Here is an 18,143-nt window from a genome sequence, read left to right on the forward strand (position 1 = left end):
GTTGTTTATGTCTACACAAGACGAGCGGTCAGCCGTTGAGGCAATAGACCATAGTCAGCCCGACTTGGCGGCCTTTGAAGCGGCCGACAGTGGTGGGCGCAAAGCGACCGGTGTGGCTGGCACCGTCGTGGTGGTTATGGCCTTTATTTGGTCGTTGTTTCAGTTATATATTTCCTCAAGTGTGCCGTATTGGGTCACTGAAAACTTTGGCTTTAATGCCGTTTTTAATAGTTCTGAAAGTCGGGTTATTCACTTGGCTTTTGCCATGGCGTTGACCATGCTCTCTTATCCGTTATTCAAAAATAGCCCCAAAGACCGCGTGCCGGTGTATGACTGGGTATTGGCGGCGATTGGAGCATCCACCTGTTTTTACCTGATCTTCTTTAAGCTGGATATCGCTACACGTGCAGGTTTGCCAACCACCGCTGATTTGATTATGTCGGCGGTTGGTTTAATTGCGTTGGCGATTGCGGTGTATCGCGCATTGGGTCTGCCAATGCTGATTGTGGCAGGTGTATTCGTATTCTACGTATTCTTTGGTCATCTGAGCTGGATGCCTGAAGCAGTGCAGTGGAAGGGCGCGTCATTCGGTAAAGCGATGTGGCATTACTGGATGCAAGGGGAAGGGGTGTTTGGTGTTGCCCTAAGTGTTTCCGCTTCGATGATCTTCCTGTTTGTATTGTTTGGTGCGTTGCTGGAACGAGCGGGTGCAGGTAACTACTTTATCAAGTTGGCCTTTGGTCTGTTAGGTCACCTACGTGGTGGTCCGGCTAAAGCGGCAGTTATCGCCTCTGCCTTAAGTGGTATCTACTCTGGCTCGTCAATTGCTAACGTAGTCACCACCGGTACGTTCACCATTCCATTGATGAAGCGTACTGGCTTTAGTGCTGAAAAGGCGGGTGCGGTAGAGGTTGCCTCATCCACCAATGGACAGCTGACGCCACCAGTTATGGGTGCAGCCGCCTTCCTGATTTCAGAATTCACCGGTATTAGCTATCCGGAAATCATTAAGCACGCCATGTTACCGGCGTTGATTTCTTATATTGCACTGGTTTATATCGTGCATTTGGAAGCGCTTAAGCTGAACTTGCGAGGTATGGAGCGTCCACCAAGCCACTTGAATGCGATGCAGAAAATGATCGGCTTCCTGTTTGGCTTTATCAGCTTTATGTTGATGGGTGCCATTGTGTACTGGGGCTTGGGCTGGATCAAAGTAGCTTATCCTGGCATGACCATTTGGGGTGCTGCAGGAATCTTCCTAGTCGTATATTTGGTTCTGATTGCGCTGGCTGCAAAACGTCCTGATCTGGAAGTTGATGATCCAAATGCTGAACTGATCACCTTGCCAAAACCGGGTGAGGTGGCCATGACCGGCTTGTACTTTGTACTGCCAATCATTGTATTGCTGTGGTGCATTTTGATCGAGCGTCTATCACCATCGCTGTCGGCTTTCTGGGCCAGTGTGGCAATGATCTTCGTGGTACTGACTCAGCACATGCTGAAGTCATTCTTCCGCGGCAAGATTGCCATTGTTAGCGACCTTTGGTTAGGTCTGTGTGACTTCTGGGAAGGTATGGTCTCCGGCGCACGCAGTATGATGCCAATCGGTGTTGCAACTGCAGTTGCCGGTATCATTATCGGAACAGTCTCGCTAACGGGTGCTCATCAGGTCGTGGGTGAATTCGTTGAATTCCTATCCGGCGGTAATTTGATTCTGATGCTGTTCTTAGTGGCAGTGATGAGTCTGATTCTGGGTATGGGTCTGCCAACAACGGCTAACTACATTGTTGTGTCATCGCTGATGGCGCCAGTAATCGTTACCGTGGGCGCACAATCTGGACTGGTCGTGCCATTAGTGGCCGTTCACATGTTCGTGTTCTACTTCGGTATTTTGGCGGATGATACGCCTCCGGTTGGTTTGGCAGCATTTGCGGCCTCAGCGATTTCGGGTGGAGATCCAATCAAGACTGGTTTGCAGGGCTTTGCCTACGATATCCGGACCGCGCTGTTGCCGTTCCTGTTTATCTTCAATACCGAGCTACTGTTGATCGATGTGACCTGGTACAAAGCGATCTTTGTGTTCATTGTCGGTACGGTGGCGATGCTGTTATTCGCCGCTGCGACTCAGGGTTACTTCATGGCTAAAAGCCGGATTTGGGAGACTGTGGCACTGGTGCTGATTGCCTTTACCTTATTCCGTCCGGGCTACTGGTTGGATCAGGTTGATCCGCCGTACCTTGAAAAAGATGGTACTCAGGTGGTTCAACTTGCCGAAGCCAATGGGGTTGGTAAGCCGCTTCGTATGGAGATCACCGGACCTGATTTTGATGATGTCGATAAAATGACACAAATCACCATCATGGCTAACTTAGGTGCCGAGGGCGATGGCCTTGCTAAGTTGAGTGGTGCGGGCCTCACGGTCATGGAAGAAGATGGCATCGCAAAACTGGATGAGCCGATGGCTGGAACGCCATTCTTTAATACGCTTCAGATGTTTGATTTTTACGCGGATGAGCCGGTTAAGGTTAATCGCGTTGATATCCCTGCTGAGCGTATCGCTAAGGAAGTGTTCTATTTCCCCGCATTGCTATTGCTAGCTCTGGTGGTGTTTTTCCAGCGACGTAGACAGACTCAGCCTGCATTTTGGGGTAAGTAATCCCTTAAGTTAAATGGCTGAATAAGCCCCGATCGTCTGAGTGCTTTAGCGCAGGTGGTCGGGGCTTTTTTGTGCCCTCAAATTTAGCGGCTTATGGCTTAATCCCTTATTTTTAATGTACTTAGATTGATATAGTGACCGATTATATTTCTTCAATGCCTATAAATGTGCTAGTTTTTATGCAAAGATGAACGGGCACTTATAAGTTTTTTTGATGAATTCACAGGGGTGATTTGAAGCATGATTCATCAATTAAATAACCACTTTAATCACCTTAGATAAGTCAGCGCGATGGATAATAATAAATGGCCGCTCGCTAAAATTACCTTTATTGCACTACTGTGTTTGCAGGTTGTAACGGTGGGTCTAATTCTCTTAATTAGTCATCTCTGGAATGAAGAAGCGTTCCTGAAACACGTCCGTGTGCTTATGGATTCTGTTGCTAACCAGTCGAATCAAAGTGTTGAGGGCCTACTAGACCCCGCTGAAAGAGCGCTTGAGCTAGCACAGTTTGTGGTTAAGTCTGGCGTGATTACTCCGGAGAAAGCTGGAAATCTTGAGCCTTATCTACTCAGTGTCCTTAAAAATAACCCTAATCTTTCCAGCCTGAATTTTGGCTGGAATAATGGCGATTTGTTGGCAGTAAGCCGCTTGGGTGGGTGGAATGATCCTCCATTCACGAGTCAGTTTATTACGGCATCTGCAACGCCAGAAGAGGGTAACCGTACCACCACCTCTCGGCAGGACTCATTTGAGACCATTAGCCAAACAACCGATGGAGTTGTTTACGATGTGCGAGATGAGGCGTGGTTCAAAAATGCCAAAGAGGGCAAGTGGGAATGGACGCCCCCTTCATACAACTTGCCAAAACCTAGAGTGACTGTTTCGGCCCCAATTTTTGCTCCCTCGGGTGACAAGCTGGGTGTATTGGCCGTGAGTATTTCGATTGATAACCTTTCCGATAATTTAAACAGAAATGATTTAAGCCCGAATAGCTCAGCCTTAGTTGCGAATGATGAAAACCATTTGATCTCACATTCTGACCGTGAAGTGGGTCTGGCTGATGAGAATGATATGTCGCGCTTTGAGATAGCGGGCTTCGGTGATGATGGCATTGTCTATGCGCTAAAAGCGTTGTATGCCAATGGCGACAAGTTCGTTTCAAAAGAAATTCGGCGGGTGACTTATGACTTTCATGGGGAAACCTATCATGCTGTATTTCACTCCTATACCAAGTCTGGTTTGGATTGGACTGTGGTTATTATGGCGCCGGAAAGTGACTTTATTCACGGTATTCGTAGTGCTCAAAATCGGCAGATTTTAATTGTGGTTTCCTTAAGCTTTTTGATTACCCTAATTGCATTTATGGTTGCGTTGAGGTTTTTAAAGCCAGTGGACGAACTTCAGGAGAGCATCCTAAGAAACCAGCTGACAGGGCTTTATAACCGACGTGCTTTGGATACTTTAGGCAATGGCATGATACTGGAGGCGCGTCGTAAAGAGTTATCGGTATCCGTGGCGATGATTGATATTGATCGCTTTAAGCGCATTAATGATACCTACGGCCATCCGGTGGGCGATGAAGTCTTGGTTACCATTAGCCAGCGCATGCAAAACGTATTGAAGAAGACTGATATTTTAGTGCGCTATGGTGGTGAAGAGTTTGCGTTGATGATGGTTGGCGCTAACTTAAGTGAGGCCCGCCAAATTTGTGAGCGCATTCGGGTGGCGGTTGCGGCTGATCCGGTATTGACCGAAGCCGGCGCGATACAGGTTAGTGTGAGTATTGGTGTGCAGGAAATTCCGGAGTTTGAAGAAGAGTTTGCCTCATCTTTAAGTTTGGCGGATCAGGCTTTGTTTGTGGCAAAACGATCGGGCCGTAACCAAGTGTGTGACCCTTCTGATTTAGATCGTCCGGAGCCTACTAAAGCAAGTGCTTCTAAGCCGGTCAGTGCTTAGTCTTCGATCGGCACCAATTTACGTTTTACCAGCCCTAATCTACCCGTCTTAACCGCATTGCGCCGGATTCCACGATAGGGGGCAATGTAGTACAAATCCCCGTTTTCGCCAACCTGATGGCTCGGTACGCCGACTGAAGCCGCCAACTTGCCATGTGCTCGTAAGTGCGCGGGCTCACCGTGTACCGGAATGGCCATATCCGGCTTAACCCAGCGGTACATATTCTTAAGCTCATCAATCGCAGGATGCCCCGAGGCATGAATTGGTTGCTCAGTGCTCTCTTGTGTGACCACGGTCACCTGCATGGCTTCTAAGCGGTCAATCAGCTCCTGAATAGCTTCTTCATTGCCCGGAATCGCGCGCGAGCTAAAAATAACGGTATCGCCAGGTTCCAGCGCTAAATCAAAGAAATTGTCATGACTTAAGCGGTAGAGCGCCGTGCGTGGTTCGCCCTGACTACCCGTAGCAACCGCCAATACGGTTTGCTTCGGCAAATAGCACAGGTAGTTGGCATCAACCAGATTACTTTGCTGACTCCAGACCTGAGAGGCCTTGGCTGCCGAGGCCATATTAATCATTGAGCGGCCGAGTAAAGCAAAGTGCCGGTCACATTCCCCAGCAATATCATATAGCGTTTTAAGGCGAGCCAAGTTACTACCAAAGCAAGTAACAACCACGCGACCCGGCGCATTTTCAATAATACTTTTAAGGCCATCATGCAGTGAGGCTTCAGAGATTGAATGACCTGCGACATTGGCGGTTGTCGAGTCGCAAATCATGGCATTCATGCCTTCCTCGCCGAGTGCCTGATAGTGCTCGGCTTGGTAACCATTACCAATCACCGGAGCAGGATCTAACTTCCAGTCGGCAGTATGAAAAATCTTGGCAACCGGTGTGCGGATGGCGAGCGCAAAAGCATCTGGAATGGAATGCGTTAGAGGCACCCATTGCACATCAAACTTGCCGATTTGATGGCGTATTTCAGGATCAACCACATGAATCGGAACTTTGCGATGCAGGCCGACCTCCTGCAATTTACGAGTGAGGATCTCAGCCGTAAAGCGCGTGGTATAGATCGGGCATTTCAGTATTTCCCATAGATACGGCACCGCGCCGACATGATCTTCATGAGCGTGGGTAATAATCAGCGCAACTAAGGATTCGCGGCGAGAGGCAATAAATTCAGGGTCAGCCATTTGCACTGGTGGGGCAGAAGCGGGAAGGCCGAGTGCTTTTTCTTCTTCAGTTGGTTTGGCAAAGGTAATGCCACAATCAACCATCAGCCATTGGCCGTCATGGCCATAGAGATTCATATTCATGCCGATTTCGCCCGTTCCACCAAGGGGTAAAAACCAAAAATCGGATGCTTCAGGAATCATATCGGCTCTATTAATCGTTATTTTAAGGGGGCTTATGGTAGCGCAGAATCGGTTGTCTCTGATAATTAAATAGTGAAAAGATAGACAGTTCGTCACCCTGCGTTAAATAATGCTAGGCAAAATAACTGAATATTTACCGTCTTTTATCGGAGAGCTCCATGAAATCATCCTTACTGGTTCTGTGTAGTACCTTAGTACTCGCCAGTTGCTCCACACCTACACCTCATTACAAGTCAATCGCAGAGCTAAAAGCGGCGGGCCATTATGGCAGGGTACACCACTGGAAAGAGCATAATAAAAAACCACACGACATAACTGTAAAAATGCCGGCGAATGCCTCGATTATCGTGTCAGATTTTCACAGTCGCATTGGTGCTAATGGATTACCGCGTGGTGGTGGACATCGGGGCATGGACATCTATCATGACACGGGTACGCCCATTATTGCGGCGGCTGACGGCGTCGTGAAGAAGGCCGAAACGGGCAGCTGCTGGGGGCCAACAGTATTGATTTACCATGGCAAGACTGAGGCAGGTAAACCACTTTATGGTCTATATGCTCATATGCAAAATATCTCGGTAAAAGTCGGACAGAAAGTGAAGCGTGGCGAGCAAATCGCAGAAATGGGACCAGACATTTTCAATAGCTGTGGCGGTGGAATGCACCATCTGCATTTTCAGGCATCGCACGATCCGGACGGCATTCCAATCGGTTGGGGCTGGTCCTACTTTGTGGGTGATGGCTGGAATGCGCCGAACCCTCACAAATTCTGGGCAAATGGCCCCGGGCAGGTAACCTGCTATGAGCCAGGTCGTAAATATAAAGATGGTACATTTACTTTCCCACTGCGCTGCGATGGCGGGAACCAGAAAAAACCGGTGTTGTTAACTAAACTGAGCAAGCCTGCAGCGCAACCAGAAGCGGCTGAAAAGGTTGCTACCAAGTCAAACTAAGCCTGTCCCCTTGTTTTTTTGAATGGCTATTCAATAAAAACCCGATTAGTATATTTGGCACTCTCTAGAAGACACAGTAAAGGAAGTCCCGTGGTTAAAGTACAGCAGTTTTATATCAATGGAGCATGGGTTAACCCAGCTCAGGAAAACACCCCATTTGCCGTGATCAACCCAGCAACTGAGCAGTCAGTGGCTGATTTGGCAATGGGCGGCAGTGCCGATGTCGATGCAGCGGTTGCGGCGGCGAAGGCTGCGTTTCCAGCGTATTCACAAAGCTCGGTCGACGAGCGTGTGACGTTGTTGGAAAACCTGTTGGCCGTTTACCGCCGTCGTTTCAATGAAATGGCAGAGTTGATGACGCTGGAAATGGGCGCACCGGTTGATTACAGCCGTGAAGTGCAGACTGCTGCCGGTGAAGGCCATATTGAGCAAGCGATTAAGGTGCTTAAGTCTTTCGAATTTGAAAAGCGTATGGAAGATGATTGCACGGTCGCCAAAGAAGCCATTGGTGTGTGTAGTTTGATTACGCCTTGGAACTGGCCCATTAATCAGGTTGTGATTAAAGTGGCTCCGGCGCTGGCGGCGGGTTGCACCATGGTCTTAAAGCCGAGCGAACTGTCTCCGTTATCCGCACTGTTGTTTGCTGAAATGATTGATGAAGCAGGCTACCCCGCTGGCGTGTTCAACCTGTTAAATGGTGATGGGCCAAACGTTGGAGCACCACTATCAACGCATCCGGATGTGGACTGCGTATCGTTCACAGGTTCAACGCGTGCCGGTGTGTTGATTGCCGCTGCTGCAGCGCCATCTGTTAAGCGAGTTAGCCAAGAGTTGGGCGGCAAGTCACCCAACGTGATTTTGCCAGGTGCTGATTTGAAAGCGGCGGTTGAGCATGGTGTTGATTTCTGTTTCGGTAATGTTGGCCAGTCCTGTGATGCGCCATCACGCATGTTAGTGCATCGCGATCAGTATGAAGAAGCGGTGAGCATTGCTAAAGCCTTTGCGGAGTCGGTTAAAGTGGGCAACCCACTGGAGCATGGCGATCACATGGGGCCGGTGATCAGCGAAGTGCAATTCGACAAAATCCAAGCGCTGATTCAGGTTGGCATTGACGAAGGTGCGCGTCTGGTTATCGGTGGCGTTGGCAAGCCAGCAGGCTTTGAGACCGGCTACTATGTGAAGCCTACGGTATTTGCGGATGTGAATAATCAAATGGTAATCGCGCGTGATGAAATCTTCGGCCCGGTACTGGCGATGATTCCTTACGACACGGTTGATGAAGCGATTGAGATTGCCAATGACACGGTGTATGGCTTAGCGGCTTGTGTGTCTGGCGGTGATCGCGAGCAGATTGATTATGTGGTTCGCCGCTTACGGGCGGGTAGCGTTAGCGTCAATGGTCATTATCAGGGCTATGCGTCACCATTTGGTGGTTACAAGCAGTCTGGAAATGGTCGCGAGGGTGGTATTTACGGGCTTGAGGAATTCCTCGAAACCAAAACCATCGCTTGGCTGGAAGACTAAAACGGCTTGATCAAATTTAATCAGCCGTGACATAAGGGGAATGCAGCGCCAGTTTTAGCGCGCTGCTTTCTCCGGATATTTATGTGATAAGGAGGTGCTGGCTTTAGATAATTTCTGAGTCAGCGCTTCTTCCTGAGTCATCGCAACCGCAATGGCTAAGATATCTAAAATCACCAACTGCGATATTCGCGACTTAATCGGCGCGTAATAATCGCTATCTTCCTGCACATCCAGTGCTAAAACGATATCCGACATTTCTGCGAGTGGCGAATGACTGGCAGTAATCGCGATAGTGGTTACGCCTGCGGCTTTGGCCAAGGTCACACTCTGCAATAAATCATCCGAAGCACCCGAGCGACTAATTGTCACGACCACCGCGCCTGGTTCTAATAGCGCTGCAGAGACATTGTGAATGTAAGGATCGCTATAGGAAACCACCGGCGTTCCGAGTCGGAAAAACTTCTGCTGCGCATCCGCAGCGACAATGCCTGAGCCACCCTGACCATAGAATTCAATCCGCGTCGCATCCTTTAAAGCAGCCGCTGCGTGCTCTAAGGCAACGGCATCCAACTTGTTACGAGTTTCACTTAAACTAGCCATCGCGCCATCAATAATTTTATGTCCGACCTTTAATGGCGAGTCATTCGGTGTAATATCAACGAGTAAGTGCTTGTGTTCTTTGGGGAGTGTTTGCGCCAGCTTGAGCTTAAAGTCTTTATAACCGTTAAAGCCCATCGAGCGGCAAAAACGAATAACCGTTGGTTCGCTAACGCCAATGTCACTGGATAATTGTGCTATGTGCTGATCAATTGTGAGGTTGGGATTTTGCAGTACGTATTCTGCTACCCGGCGCTCTGCTTTGCTTAGATCAGGTAATGCGAGTTCAATATGGGTCAACATAATGATGGTTGCTCTATCAGTAGCCAGTGATGGTTTTTAAGTAATTAAATTACAAAAATAACGCCTTGAAGGGTGCTAAGCGGTATCAGTGCGCTTGTGTTAGTTAGTTTATGTAGTTAAACTACATAATAAATACATTATGCAGGGGAGTCAAACATCATGACAACGCTAAATCCAGTGGTCAAAAAAGTAACTGACCGAATTCGTAGTCGCAGTGCAGAATCCCGCGGCCGTTATCTTGAACGGATGGAGCAGGCAAGCCATCACACCGGTCGTCATGGCTTGGGTTGTACTAACCTAGCTCATGGGCTGGCCGCCGCGCCAGCGGGCGACAAAATCATACTCCGACAGGAGCGTCCGGCCAACCTTGGTATCGTGACTTCTTATAACGACATGCTGTCGGCCCACGCGCCGTATGGCCGTTATCCCGACTTTATTAAAGAAGCTGCCCGTAAAATTGGCGCGGTTGCACAGGTTGCAGGTGCCACTCCGGCTATGTGCGATGGTGTCACACAGGGTGAGCCTGGCATGGAGCTGTCACTATTCAGTCGCGACCTAATCGCGATGAGTGCCGGAATTGCCTTATCTCACAACGTATTTGATGGCGCGATGTACCTTGGTATCTGCGATAAAATCGTACCGGGCTTATTGATTGGCGCACTGCGCTTTGGTCATCTGCCAGCGATTTTTGTGCCTTCTGGCCCAATGGCTACCGGCATCAGCAATAGCGATAAAGCGAAGGTTCGCCAGCTGTATGCAGAAGGCAAAGCCGGTCGCGAAGAGTTGCTGGAATCTGAGCTAGCTGCGTATCACAGTGAAGGAACTTGTACTTTCTACGGTACCGCCAACAGTAACCAAATGCTGATGGAAATCATGGGATTACACGTTCCGGGTTCGGCCTTTGTACCACCACACGGCAGCTTGCGCGATGACTTAACCAATCGTGCAGTTGAGCAGTTGTTAGCCATGACGAAAAGTCGCGGTAACTACAAGCCATTGAGTGATATTATAGACGAGCGCGCGGTTGTAAACGGCATGATCGGTTTGATGGCAACGGGTGGTTCAACTAACCACACCATCCACTTGGTCGCGATTGCACGCGCTGCGGGTATTTTAATCGACTGGAATGACTTCAGCGAGCTGTCAGCGGTTGTGCCATTGATTGCTAAAGTGTACCCGAATGGTCAGGCTGACATTAACCAATTCCATGCCGCTGGTGGCGTGGGTGCGGTGATTCGTGAATTGCTGCGCGTTGGTTTGTTGCATGAAGATGTAGAGACCGTTAGCGGCCACGGCTTGAGCGCTTATGCTCAGGAGCCTTACCTGAATGAAGGTAAGCTGGAGTGGCGTGATTCGCCAGCGCCGGGTGATGCACTGGAGATTTTATCCACGGTTGAAGCGCCGTTCCGCGCTGAAGGTGGTATCAAATTGCTGGAAGGCAATTTGGGCCGTGCGGTAACTAAGATCTCTGCTGTGAGTGAGGATAAGTGGCTGATTGAAGCACCTTGCCGAATCTTCGATACCCAAGAAGATGCACAGGCTGCGTTTAAAGCCGGTGAGTTGGATAAAGATGTCATTGTTGTGGTGCGCTTCCAAGGGCCAAAAGCCAATGGTATGCCTGAGCTACACAAGTTGATGCCGATGTTGGGTGTACTGCAAGACCGTGGACATCGTGTTGCCTTAGTCACTGATGGACGCTTGTCTGGCGCTTCCGGTAAAGTACCGACGGCGATTCACCTGACACCAGAGTGTAAAGCGGGTGGTGAGTTGTCTAAATTGTTGGATGGTGACGTAGTTCGCTTAGACTGCGAACACGGAACTGTATCAGCCTTAGTTGATGCAGACATCTGGGCCGAGCGTCCTTCACATACTACGCCGTCAGTCGACTCTGGCTATGGCATGGGACGTGAACTGTTCTCTGCCTTCCGCCACAGTGTTGGCGATGCAGAGCAGGGCGCCTGCACTTTTGATGCAGACTAATCGCTGATTTAACATGCTAAGCTAAATCGCAGCCTCCATATTGGGGGCTGTGTTCACACGCTAATTATTGAGGAAACGGATATAATGAAAACTGATGTATTTGCTGCACTGGGTAATAATCCTGTCATACCAGTATTGGTTGTTGAAGATGTTGAGCATGCAGTTCCAATGGCGAAAGCACTGGTCGCTGGTGGTTTAACGGCATTGGAAGTCACTCTGCGTACTAAGTCAGCACTATCCGTCATCGAGCGCATTGCTAACGAAGTGCCAGAGGCAATCATTGGCGTGGGCACGGTGGTTCGCCCTGAGCAGTTTGAGCAAGTGAAAGCAGCGGGTGCTAAGTTTGTGGTTAGCCCAGGCTTAACACCAACGTTGGCCCAAGCGGCACGTGATTCTGAGATGCCTTTCCTGCCAGGCGCTGTAACGGCTTCTGAGATTATTGCGGCGATGGAACTTGGTATTTTTGATCTGAAATTTTTCCCTGCCGGCACTTCAGGCGGAGCGGCTGCGTTAAAAGGTTTCTCAACCGTATTCTCTGACGTACGCTTTTGCCCAACCGGCGGCGTAAAGCCAGATAATATGGCAGACTATTTATCGCTGCCAAACGTTGCGACAGTGGGCGGCACATGGCTGGTTACAGCTGACTTGCTGAACAATGGCAACTGGGATGAAATTACCCGTTTGGCTGCACAAGCTAAAGCACAGGCTGAGGCTATCTTAGCGGCGTAAAGGCTTCAATCAATAGGGAAAGTGTATGATTAAGACGGCGGTTATTGGTCACGGATTTTCGGCAAAAACGTTTCATCTGCCATTTCTGACGATTCTTGCTGATTTTCAAATCAGCGCGATTAGCTCTAGTCAGGGCGATGCGGTGGCGGTTAACTATCCGGATGCAACGGTCTACCCGACTGCTGAAGACTTAATCCTAAATAGTGACGCGGAGCTGGTGATTATTACCTCACCCAATGTCACACACTTCCCCTTGGCAAAACTGGCACTCCAGCAGCAAAAACACGTGCTGCTGGAGAAGCCATTTGTGACTACCGTGGCAGAAGGCGAAGAACTCATTGCGCTGGCCGAGCAGCAAGATCGCTTGCTGACGGTGTATCAAAACCGCCGTTGGGACTCTGACTTTCTGACGCTAAAAATGCTGATCGAATCCGGAAAACTGGGTGAGATTCGTTATTTCTCCTCACACTTTGATCGCTTCCGGCCTAACAAGCGAGACCGCTGGCGAGAACTGCCGGGTGCTGGAACGGGCATCTGGTATGACCTTGGGCCACATTTAGTGGATCAGACTTTGTGTTTATTTGGTATGCCGCAGTCTTTAACCGGCCGCTGCTTAGCCATGCGTGAAGGCTGTGAAGTGGTCGATTATTTTGATGTGACCTTGCACTACCCTGATAAGGAAGTTTCACTGCACTCTGGGCCATTTACGCCTGAACCCAATCCTCGCTTTACCTTGCAAGGCACTGCTGGAAGTTTTTTGAAATACGGGCTTGATCCGCAAGAGCCGCGCTTAATTGATGGTGTGTTACCCGTGAAAGACAGCTGGGCTGCAGAGACTAAAGCGCAATATGGTACGCATTATACGGAAGATGCTAAAACAGTGATTCCTTCGGTATTAGGCGGCTATCAGCACTTTTTTATAGCCTTGGCTAAAGCGATTCGTGGCGAAGGGGCAAACCCCGTACCCGCGACTGAAGCGCTGCAAGGGATAAAAATTATTGAGGCTGCTTTGCAAAGTAGTGAACAAGGGCGGCGCATCGACCTTTGAGGCAGTAAGCTACTCAGTACTCAAGTGATTAGCGGATGCTTATTCAATATTTGCCGGTGAGCGCTGCAATTGCGTTTTTCAGGGTACTTGACCAATTAGCCCGTCACCACGCAGAATCTCGATTCTCTTGTTTAAATGACGCCCGCCATGAGCACTGTAACGCCGATCACCCAATTAAAACCTGCAGATACCCGTGCTGAGTGGAAGCAATCCTTAGCCAATTTATTGCGTGATCCCGATGAGTTATGCGATTTGCTGCACCTGCAGGGTGACGATAGAAAAGCGGTTCATGACGCTTGTGAGAGCTTCGCCTTACGCATACCCCGCCCCTATCTGGCGCGTATTAAGCCCAACGATTTGAATGACCCTTTATTGCTGCAAGCCTTGCCGCAAGCTGCTGAGCTGATTGAAACGCCGGGCTATGTCACTGATCCCTTAGAAGAAGTGGAATTTACCCCCGCACCTGGCTTGCTGCATAAATATCAGGGGCGCGTGTTACTGGTATTGAATGGCAGCTGTGCGATTAATTGCCGCTACTGCTTTCGTCGGCACTTCCCGTATCAAGAGCATCAGATTGGCGCGGAACATTGGCAGCAAATTCGCGACTACATCGCCGCTGATCCCAGTATCAATGAAGTGATTTTAAGTGGTGGTGACCCCATGACGTCAAATGATCGCGTGCTGGCCAAGCGTTGCGCTGATCTGGCGGCGATTGAACATGTACAAACCCTGCGAATTCATACCCGCTTGCCGATTGTTATTCCTTCGCGAATTAACGAAGAATGCCTCAGTTGGATGCGGGAAACACGCCTGAAATTGGTGATGGTAATTCATGCAAACCATGCGCAAGAGTTTGATGAGTCGGTACGTGACGCGCTGGCAAGCCTTGCTAACGCGGGTGTGCTGCTGCTCAATCAAAGCGTATTGCTTCGTGGGGTGAATGATAGCGTTGGGGCACTGGAAGCCTTGAGCCGACGACTATTGGCTTGTGGCGTGTTGCCGTATTACCTGCATTTACCCGATGCCGTGCAGGGCACCGCGCACTTTGATGTGAGCGAGAGCCGCGCGCGTGAATTACGCGATGAACTGCAGGCTAAGGTGGCAGGATATTTAGTGCCGAAGTTTGTGCGGGAACTGCCGCATGGCGAGAGCAAAACGGTATTAAGTGAAGTATCGGGTATTGATTGAGTTAGTGTTGACCAGCGTCGACACTCAGCTCAAGCTTTTGCCTGAGCGCAAACAACTAAAAAGAATTCGGTGAGCCTATGACTAGCTACATTAAAAAATTAAACGATAAAGGCCTGATCAACGACATTCCTGATCATTTGGAATCGGGCGTGCAATACGAAGTCATTATGGGCTCGATGGCTTATGGGGTCAGCAATGACAGCTCCGATATGGATATTTATGGCTTCACCATTCCGCCAAAAGAGTTTGTATTCCCGCAACTTCGCGGTGAAATACCGGGATTTGACGACTTTTCACTGAATTTTGAGCAATACCAGAAACACCATATTATGGATGCCTCGGCGCTTGGCGGCAAAGGTCGGGAGTATGATCTCACCATCTTTTCTATTGTGAAATTCTTCCGACTGCTGATGGATAATAATCCGAATATTGTCGATAGCTTATTTGTACCCGAGCGTTGCGTGCTGCACTCCACGGCGGTTGGTGACATGGTGCGTGCGCAGCGTAGCTTGTTTTTACATAAGGGTTGCTGGGCGAAATTTAAGGGCTATGCCTATGGCCAAATGCATAAAATTCGCACCAAAAATCCGGAAGGTAAACGCAAAGCTTTGGTGGATGAGTTTGGCTATGACGTGAAGTTTGCCTACCATGTGGTGCGGTTGCTGGGTGAGGTTGAGCAGCTGCTGGTGATTCATGATATGGACCTGACGCGCAATGCAGAGCAGCTGAAATCGATACGTCGGGGTGAATGGCCGCTGCAAAAACTGGAGAGTTACTTTGCGCGTAAAGAGGCGGACTTGGAGGGTGTTTATATCACCAGCTCATTGCCGGATAAGCCTAATGTGGCGGCGATCAGGAATTTGCTGATGCAGTGTTTGGAGCAGCATTTTGGCTCGTTGAGTGAAGTGGTTAGCCGGACTAGTCATGCGGATTTGGCGTTGCAGGAGATTCAGGCGGTTATTCGGAAGTATGAGGGGGGATTTTCTACTTAATCATCCAGCGGCGCATCAAAATCGTCACTCATTTCGATTTGGCCTCGGTTTAGCCCTGCGACACGTGCTTTTGCTTGCTTGGGTAGCTTCAATTCAAAAGGAATTGCTTTATGCATTTCCACCTGTTTCAGGAACATGGTGATAGCTTGGGCTGTAGTGATGCCCAAGTCGCTGAAGATAGCGTCAGTTTCTGCTTTTAGGGCAGGGTCAATTCTCATGGTAATAACAGTTGATTTGCTCATGTGTAGATCTCCGTGAGTTGTATTCAGGTCGAATTAGATCGAAAGCAGCAATGTAAATCAGTTTTCTAGAAGTACTAGCCCTTTAAATTAGCCTAAATAAGCCTCTTTAAAATGCCGACGGCACAGCGATACATAGCGATCATTACCACCAATCTCAACCTGCGAACCTTCCTGAATTGCATCGCCATGTTCATCAACGCGCACCACCATCGTGGCCTTAGTGCCGCAGTGACAAATGGTCTTTAGTTCTTCAAGCGTATCGGCCCAAGCCAGCAGCCACTTACTTCCGGGGAATAATTGCCCCTGAAAATCGGTGCGAATGCCATAACACAGCACCGGAATACTCAGCTGGTCACAGACATCAGTTAGTTGCCAAACCTGCTCCTTACTCAAAAACTGAGCTTCATCTACCAGCACGCAATGAATAGGCGTACTAAAATGATGATCCGCCACCATCTCAAACAAGTTATCACCTTCATGAAACAGCGATGCTTCTTGCGACAGCCCGATTCGCGAGGTGACTTTGCCACGCTCAAAACGATCATCAAACGCTGCCGTTAGCAATAAGGTATCCATGCCACGCTCGCGATAGTTAAAGCTGGATTGCAGCAAGGTCGTCGATTTACCTGCGTTCATGGTGGAGTAGTAGAAATAGAGTTTGGCCATGTTGTTTACGTATCGGTAGAATTGTTGAATTATTTATTCTGGCTTAGTCGGCGCAGTTCCAAGAGACTCCAGCCAGCTGAGCCATTCGTGAAAGTTGGGACACGCTTCTCGTATGCGTTGAACGCCAATGCTGTCAGCAATAATTGGCCCGTGTTCAACCTTACAGTATTGTTTACCAAAGATTGCTTCTAAGCGCTTTGAGGGGGCTGTTTCTTTGCTGTTATTTATTGCTTCGGGATTGTCAAATTCATCGCGAATCATCTGGAGTTGCTGATGCTTCTCATCATTCCAGGCATCCTGAACCCATTCAAACTCATTCACATCTGTGAATAACAGCCCTTCAAATTCATACATCTGCACATAAGGTCTGAATTGCTGTGTTATATCTTGATTCTTAAATAGTGCTTGTACTGCTGTAAGTATTTCACTTTCCAGCGCTTCACGACTTGTTGCGTTATTGTTTTTAAATCCGTAGAAGTCTACAAAGGTTGTTATGTATTGGACGCTTTTTATGCTTCCGCGAACGAAGCGGGCAATTCGCTGCGTGGATACATTGCCGCCTAATAGCTCCGCATAAATATAAATACTTGATGTTTGTAGTAGTGGCGCTAAACATTCATCAACGAAGGCTTTTTCTGTTTGCCCTTCGCAAAGGATGCAAACCCGAATCATGGTTGCCCTCCAAGCACATTGCTTAGCCACAATTCCGATACAGAAAAATCATCGTCTAGCCAGTCTTGATATTGTTCTTTATTGAGTTTGCGTAAGCGAGTTGCGCCACCTTCCTGATCAGCGACAACAAGATTATCCAGCTCAAAACAGTTCACCATAAACGGGGACTGGGTGGCGAGAATGATTTGATGCCGTTCAGCGACTCGCTCGATCATCGCAGCAACCAAAGTAATTGCACTGGGGTGTAAGCCTAGTTCTGGCTCATCCAATAAGATTACATCCGGCAGCATATCGCTGGGTAAATTCAGTAGCGTGATTAAGGAGAAAAGTCGCAGGGAACCATCGGATGTCAGGTGTGCCCCCATCACTTTATCACCCTGCTTATGTCGCCAGCGCAGCATGACTTTTCCATGCTGTGGCTCCAGAACAAAGCGATCGAACGTTGGCAGTAAGCGGCTTATTTGTTTTTCAATCAGCTTTAGGCGCTTGGGTTCGTTTTCGGATAGGTTTAACAAAATAGGAGCTAGGTTGCCGCCATCTGAGTTTAGGAGGATATTATTGCTGGTATCTTGCAGCTTTTTTATGGCAGCATGTTTGGAAGTATCATGAAATTGATAAACTCGGCAGCCATCCAGAAAATTTGAGACAAACAGAACCTCATGTTTTTCTGGATAAGGAAGATCATCCTCTGAGTCGCTAGCGCGTTTGCTGTTTTTTAGCCGATACCTTTCGTTTTGTATATAAAGTGTGTCCGGGCTGGCGACATGCATGCCGAAATCGTAGATACAGATTTCGTCACTATCATATGCTGCGATGGTTACAGAGCCACGAATTTCATTGCTGACACGCGCACCCATGAATAGCTGATCATCAGCACCACCTTCGCGAATTACCCATTCGCCAAGGTCACCCCCTCGTTTAACCCAAGTGATTAAGTCAAAGAAACGGATAAAATTGGATTTTCCCGCACCATTTGCACCTATCAGCACTGTGAGAGGAGATAGGTCGACTTTTACATCCTTGAGGTTGCGAAATCCTGAGATTTCAATATGACTGAGGTAACGCTGAACCTCTGCTTCTGACTTCATTGAATGCTACCGTTGTATACACGAACGCTTAGACCCAATTGTAGCAGAATTAATCCTGACAAATACTCCCTCGAGAGCTTTCAATGGAAGCCTGAAAAACCTTCTGGCGACACTCATAGCTTTTAGTCCTGGAAGTTTTTTGTCGAGAAGTTATCTTAACCTTTCCA

The 18,143-nt window shown here is 48.7% G+C and carries 15 protein-coding genes; 9 read left to right on the top strand and 6 right to left on the bottom strand.

The features are described from left to right. Positions 1 to 7: 7 nt before the first annotated feature. Together LEUMU_RS0119585 and LEUMU_RS28320 are read left to right on the top strand one after the other, a co-directional pair. A complete protein-coding gene (locus LEUMU_RS0119585) occupies positions 8 to 2,656 on the top strand; it encodes a TRAP transporter permease (protein WP_022954000.1) in 2,649 nt (882 codons plus the stop codon). Between the two features lie 291 nt (positions 2,657 to 2,947). Next, complete coding sequence (locus LEUMU_RS28320) at positions 2,948 to 4,615, top strand: sensor domain-containing diguanylate cyclase (protein WP_022954001.1); 1,668 nt, start codon at positions 2,948 to 2,950, stop codon at positions 4,613 to 4,615. On the opposite strand, the gene LEUMU_RS0119595 is transcribed toward LEUMU_RS28320, so the two are convergent. Continuing rightward, a complete protein-coding gene (locus tag LEUMU_RS0119595) occupies positions 4,612 to 5,994 on the bottom strand; it encodes a ribonuclease J (RefSeq protein ID WP_022954002.1) in 1,383 nt (460 codons plus the stop codon). The genes LEUMU_RS28320 and LEUMU_RS0119595 overlap by 4 nt on opposite strands. A 158-nt stretch (positions 5,995 to 6,152) precedes the next feature. On the opposite strand from LEUMU_RS0119595, the gene LEUMU_RS0119600 reads away from it, so the two are divergent. Both LEUMU_RS0119600 and LEUMU_RS0119605 read left to right on the top strand, forming a co-directional pair. Next, on the top strand, positions 6,153 to 6,947 hold the full coding sequence (locus tag LEUMU_RS0119600) for a M23 family metallopeptidase (protein ID WP_022954003.1): 795 nt from the start codon (positions 6,153 to 6,155) through the stop codon (positions 6,945 to 6,947). A gap of 90 nt (positions 6,948 to 7,037) precedes the next feature. Continuing rightward, a complete protein-coding gene (locus LEUMU_RS0119605; protein WP_022954004.1) occupies positions 7,038 to 8,471 on the top strand; it encodes an aldehyde dehydrogenase family protein in 1,434 nt (477 codons plus the stop codon). Positions 8,472 to 8,525: 54 nt separating this feature from the next. Here LEUMU_RS0119605 and LEUMU_RS0119610 read toward each other — a convergent pair whose 3' ends face one another. Then, entirely contained in the window at positions 8,526 to 9,371 is an 846-nt protein-coding gene (locus tag LEUMU_RS0119610; RefSeq protein ID WP_022954005.1) for a MurR/RpiR family transcriptional regulator, read from the bottom strand. Positions 9,372 to 9,530: 159 nt separating this feature from the next. Here LEUMU_RS0119610 and edd point away from each other — a divergent pair, with 159 nt between their 5' ends. The 5 genes from edd (at position 9,531) to LEUMU_RS0119635 (ending at position 15,308) form a co-directional block, all read left to right on the top strand. Next, a complete protein-coding gene (edd, locus tag LEUMU_RS0119615) occupies positions 9,531 to 11,351 on the top strand; it encodes a phosphogluconate dehydratase (RefSeq protein ID WP_022954006.1) in 1,821 nt (606 codons plus the stop codon). Between the two features lie 84 nt (positions 11,352 to 11,435). After that, entirely contained in the window at positions 11,436 to 12,080 is a 645-nt protein-coding gene (gene eda / locus LEUMU_RS0119620) for a bifunctional 4-hydroxy-2-oxoglutarate aldolase/2-dehydro-3-deoxy-phosphogluconate aldolase (RefSeq protein ID WP_022954007.1), read from the top strand. 25 nt (positions 12,081 to 12,105) lie between these two features. After that, positions 12,106 to 13,128 carry an oxidoreductase gene (locus tag LEUMU_RS0119625; protein WP_022954008.1) on the top strand — a complete coding sequence of 341 codons (1,023 nt, stop codon included), beginning with the start codon at positions 12,106 to 12,108 and terminating at the stop codon, positions 13,126 to 13,128. A 147-nt stretch (positions 13,129 to 13,275) separates the two neighbouring features. Further along, positions 13,276 to 14,316 (top strand): EF-P beta-lysylation protein EpmB, encoded by a 1,041-nt coding sequence (gene epmB, locus LEUMU_RS0119630; RefSeq protein WP_022954009.1) that lies wholly within the window; start codon positions 13,276 to 13,278, stop codon positions 14,314 to 14,316. 77 nt (positions 14,317 to 14,393) lie between these two features. Beyond that, the gene (locus LEUMU_RS0119635; protein ID WP_022954010.1) at positions 14,394 to 15,308 is read left to right on the top strand and encodes a nucleotidyltransferase domain-containing protein; all 915 of its coding nucleotides are present in this window, start codon (positions 14,394 to 14,396) and stop codon (positions 15,306 to 15,308) included. Here LEUMU_RS0119635 and LEUMU_RS26950 read toward each other — a convergent pair. From LEUMU_RS26950 to LEUMU_RS0119655, 4 genes are all read right to left on the bottom strand, one after another. Next, on the bottom strand, positions 15,305 to 15,550 hold the full coding sequence (locus LEUMU_RS26950) for a type II toxin-antitoxin system RelB/DinJ family antitoxin (protein WP_022954011.1): 246 nt from the start codon (positions 15,548 to 15,550) through the stop codon (positions 15,305 to 15,307). The genes LEUMU_RS0119635 and LEUMU_RS26950 overlap by 4 nt on opposite strands. A gap of 87 nt (positions 15,551 to 15,637) precedes the next feature. After that, positions 15,638 to 16,216, bottom strand: a complete 579-nt coding sequence (locus LEUMU_RS0119645; protein ID WP_022954012.1) for a thymidine kinase — start codon at positions 16,214 to 16,216, stop codon at positions 15,638 to 15,640. Between the two features lie 33 nt (positions 16,217 to 16,249). After that, complete coding sequence (locus LEUMU_RS26955; RefSeq protein WP_022954013.1) at positions 16,250 to 16,888, bottom strand: DUF4276 family protein; 639 nt, start codon at positions 16,886 to 16,888, stop codon at positions 16,250 to 16,252. Further along, positions 16,885 to 17,976, bottom strand: a complete 1,092-nt coding sequence (locus LEUMU_RS0119655; RefSeq protein WP_022954014.1) for an AAA family ATPase — start codon at positions 17,974 to 17,976, stop codon at positions 16,885 to 16,887. Before LEUMU_RS0119655 ends, LEUMU_RS26955 begins: the two co-directional genes overlap by 4 nt. Between the last annotated feature and the right edge of the window lie 167 nt (positions 17,977 to 18,143).

This window comes from Leucothrix mucor DSM 2157 (genome assembly GCF_000419525.1).
GTDB lineage: Bacteria > Pseudomonadota > Gammaproteobacteria > Thiotrichales > Thiotrichaceae > Leucothrix > Leucothrix mucor.

What these genes read in the sequence shown, in the direction of transcription:
- LEUMU_RS0119625 (WP_022954008.1), top strand. Translation starts at nt 12,106, where the DNA reads ATGATTAAGACGGCGGTTATTGGTCACGGATTTTCGGCAAAAACGTTT.
- eda (WP_022954007.1), top strand. Translation starts at nt 11,436, where the DNA reads ATGAAAACTGATGTATTTGCTGCACTGGGTAATAATCCTGTCATACCA.
- edd (WP_022954006.1), top strand. Translation starts at nt 9,531, where the DNA reads ATGACAACGCTAAATCCAGTGGTCAAAAAAGTAACTGACCGAATTCGT.
- LEUMU_RS0119635 (WP_022954010.1), top strand. Translation starts at nt 14,394, where the DNA reads ATGACTAGCTACATTAAAAAATTAAACGATAAAGGCCTGATCAACGAC.
- LEUMU_RS0119610 (WP_022954005.1), bottom strand. Translation starts at nt 9,371, where the DNA reads ATGTTGACCCATATTGAACTCGCATTACCTGATCTAAGCAAAGCAGAG.
- LEUMU_RS0119655 (WP_022954014.1), bottom strand. Translation starts at nt 17,976, where the DNA reads ATGAAGTCAGAAGCAGAGGTTCAGCGTTACCTCAGTCATATTGAAATC.
- LEUMU_RS0119645 (WP_022954012.1), bottom strand. Translation starts at nt 16,216, where the DNA reads ATGGCCAAACTCTATTTCTACTACTCCACCATGAACGCAGGTAAATCG.
- LEUMU_RS0119595 (WP_022954002.1), bottom strand. Translation starts at nt 5,994, where the DNA reads ATGATTCCTGAAGCATCCGATTTTTGGTTTTTACCCCTTGGTGGAACG.
- LEUMU_RS26955 (WP_022954013.1), bottom strand. Translation starts at nt 16,888, where the DNA reads ATGATTCGGGTTTGCATCCTTTGCGAAGGGCAAACAGAAAAAGCCTTC.
- LEUMU_RS28320 (WP_022954001.1), top strand. Translation starts at nt 2,948, where the DNA reads ATGGATAATAATAAATGGCCGCTCGCTAAAATTACCTTTATTGCACTA.
- epmB (WP_022954009.1), top strand. Translation starts at nt 13,276, where the DNA reads ATGAGCACTGTAACGCCGATCACCCAATTAAAACCTGCAGATACCCGT.
- LEUMU_RS26950 (WP_022954011.1), bottom strand. Translation starts at nt 15,550, where the DNA reads ATGAGCAAATCAACTGTTATTACCATGAGAATTGACCCTGCCCTAAAA.
- LEUMU_RS0119585 (WP_022954000.1), top strand. Translation starts at nt 8, where the DNA reads ATGTCTACACAAGACGAGCGGTCAGCCGTTGAGGCAATAGACCATAGT.
- LEUMU_RS0119600 (WP_022954003.1), top strand. Translation starts at nt 6,153, where the DNA reads ATGAAATCATCCTTACTGGTTCTGTGTAGTACCTTAGTACTCGCCAGT.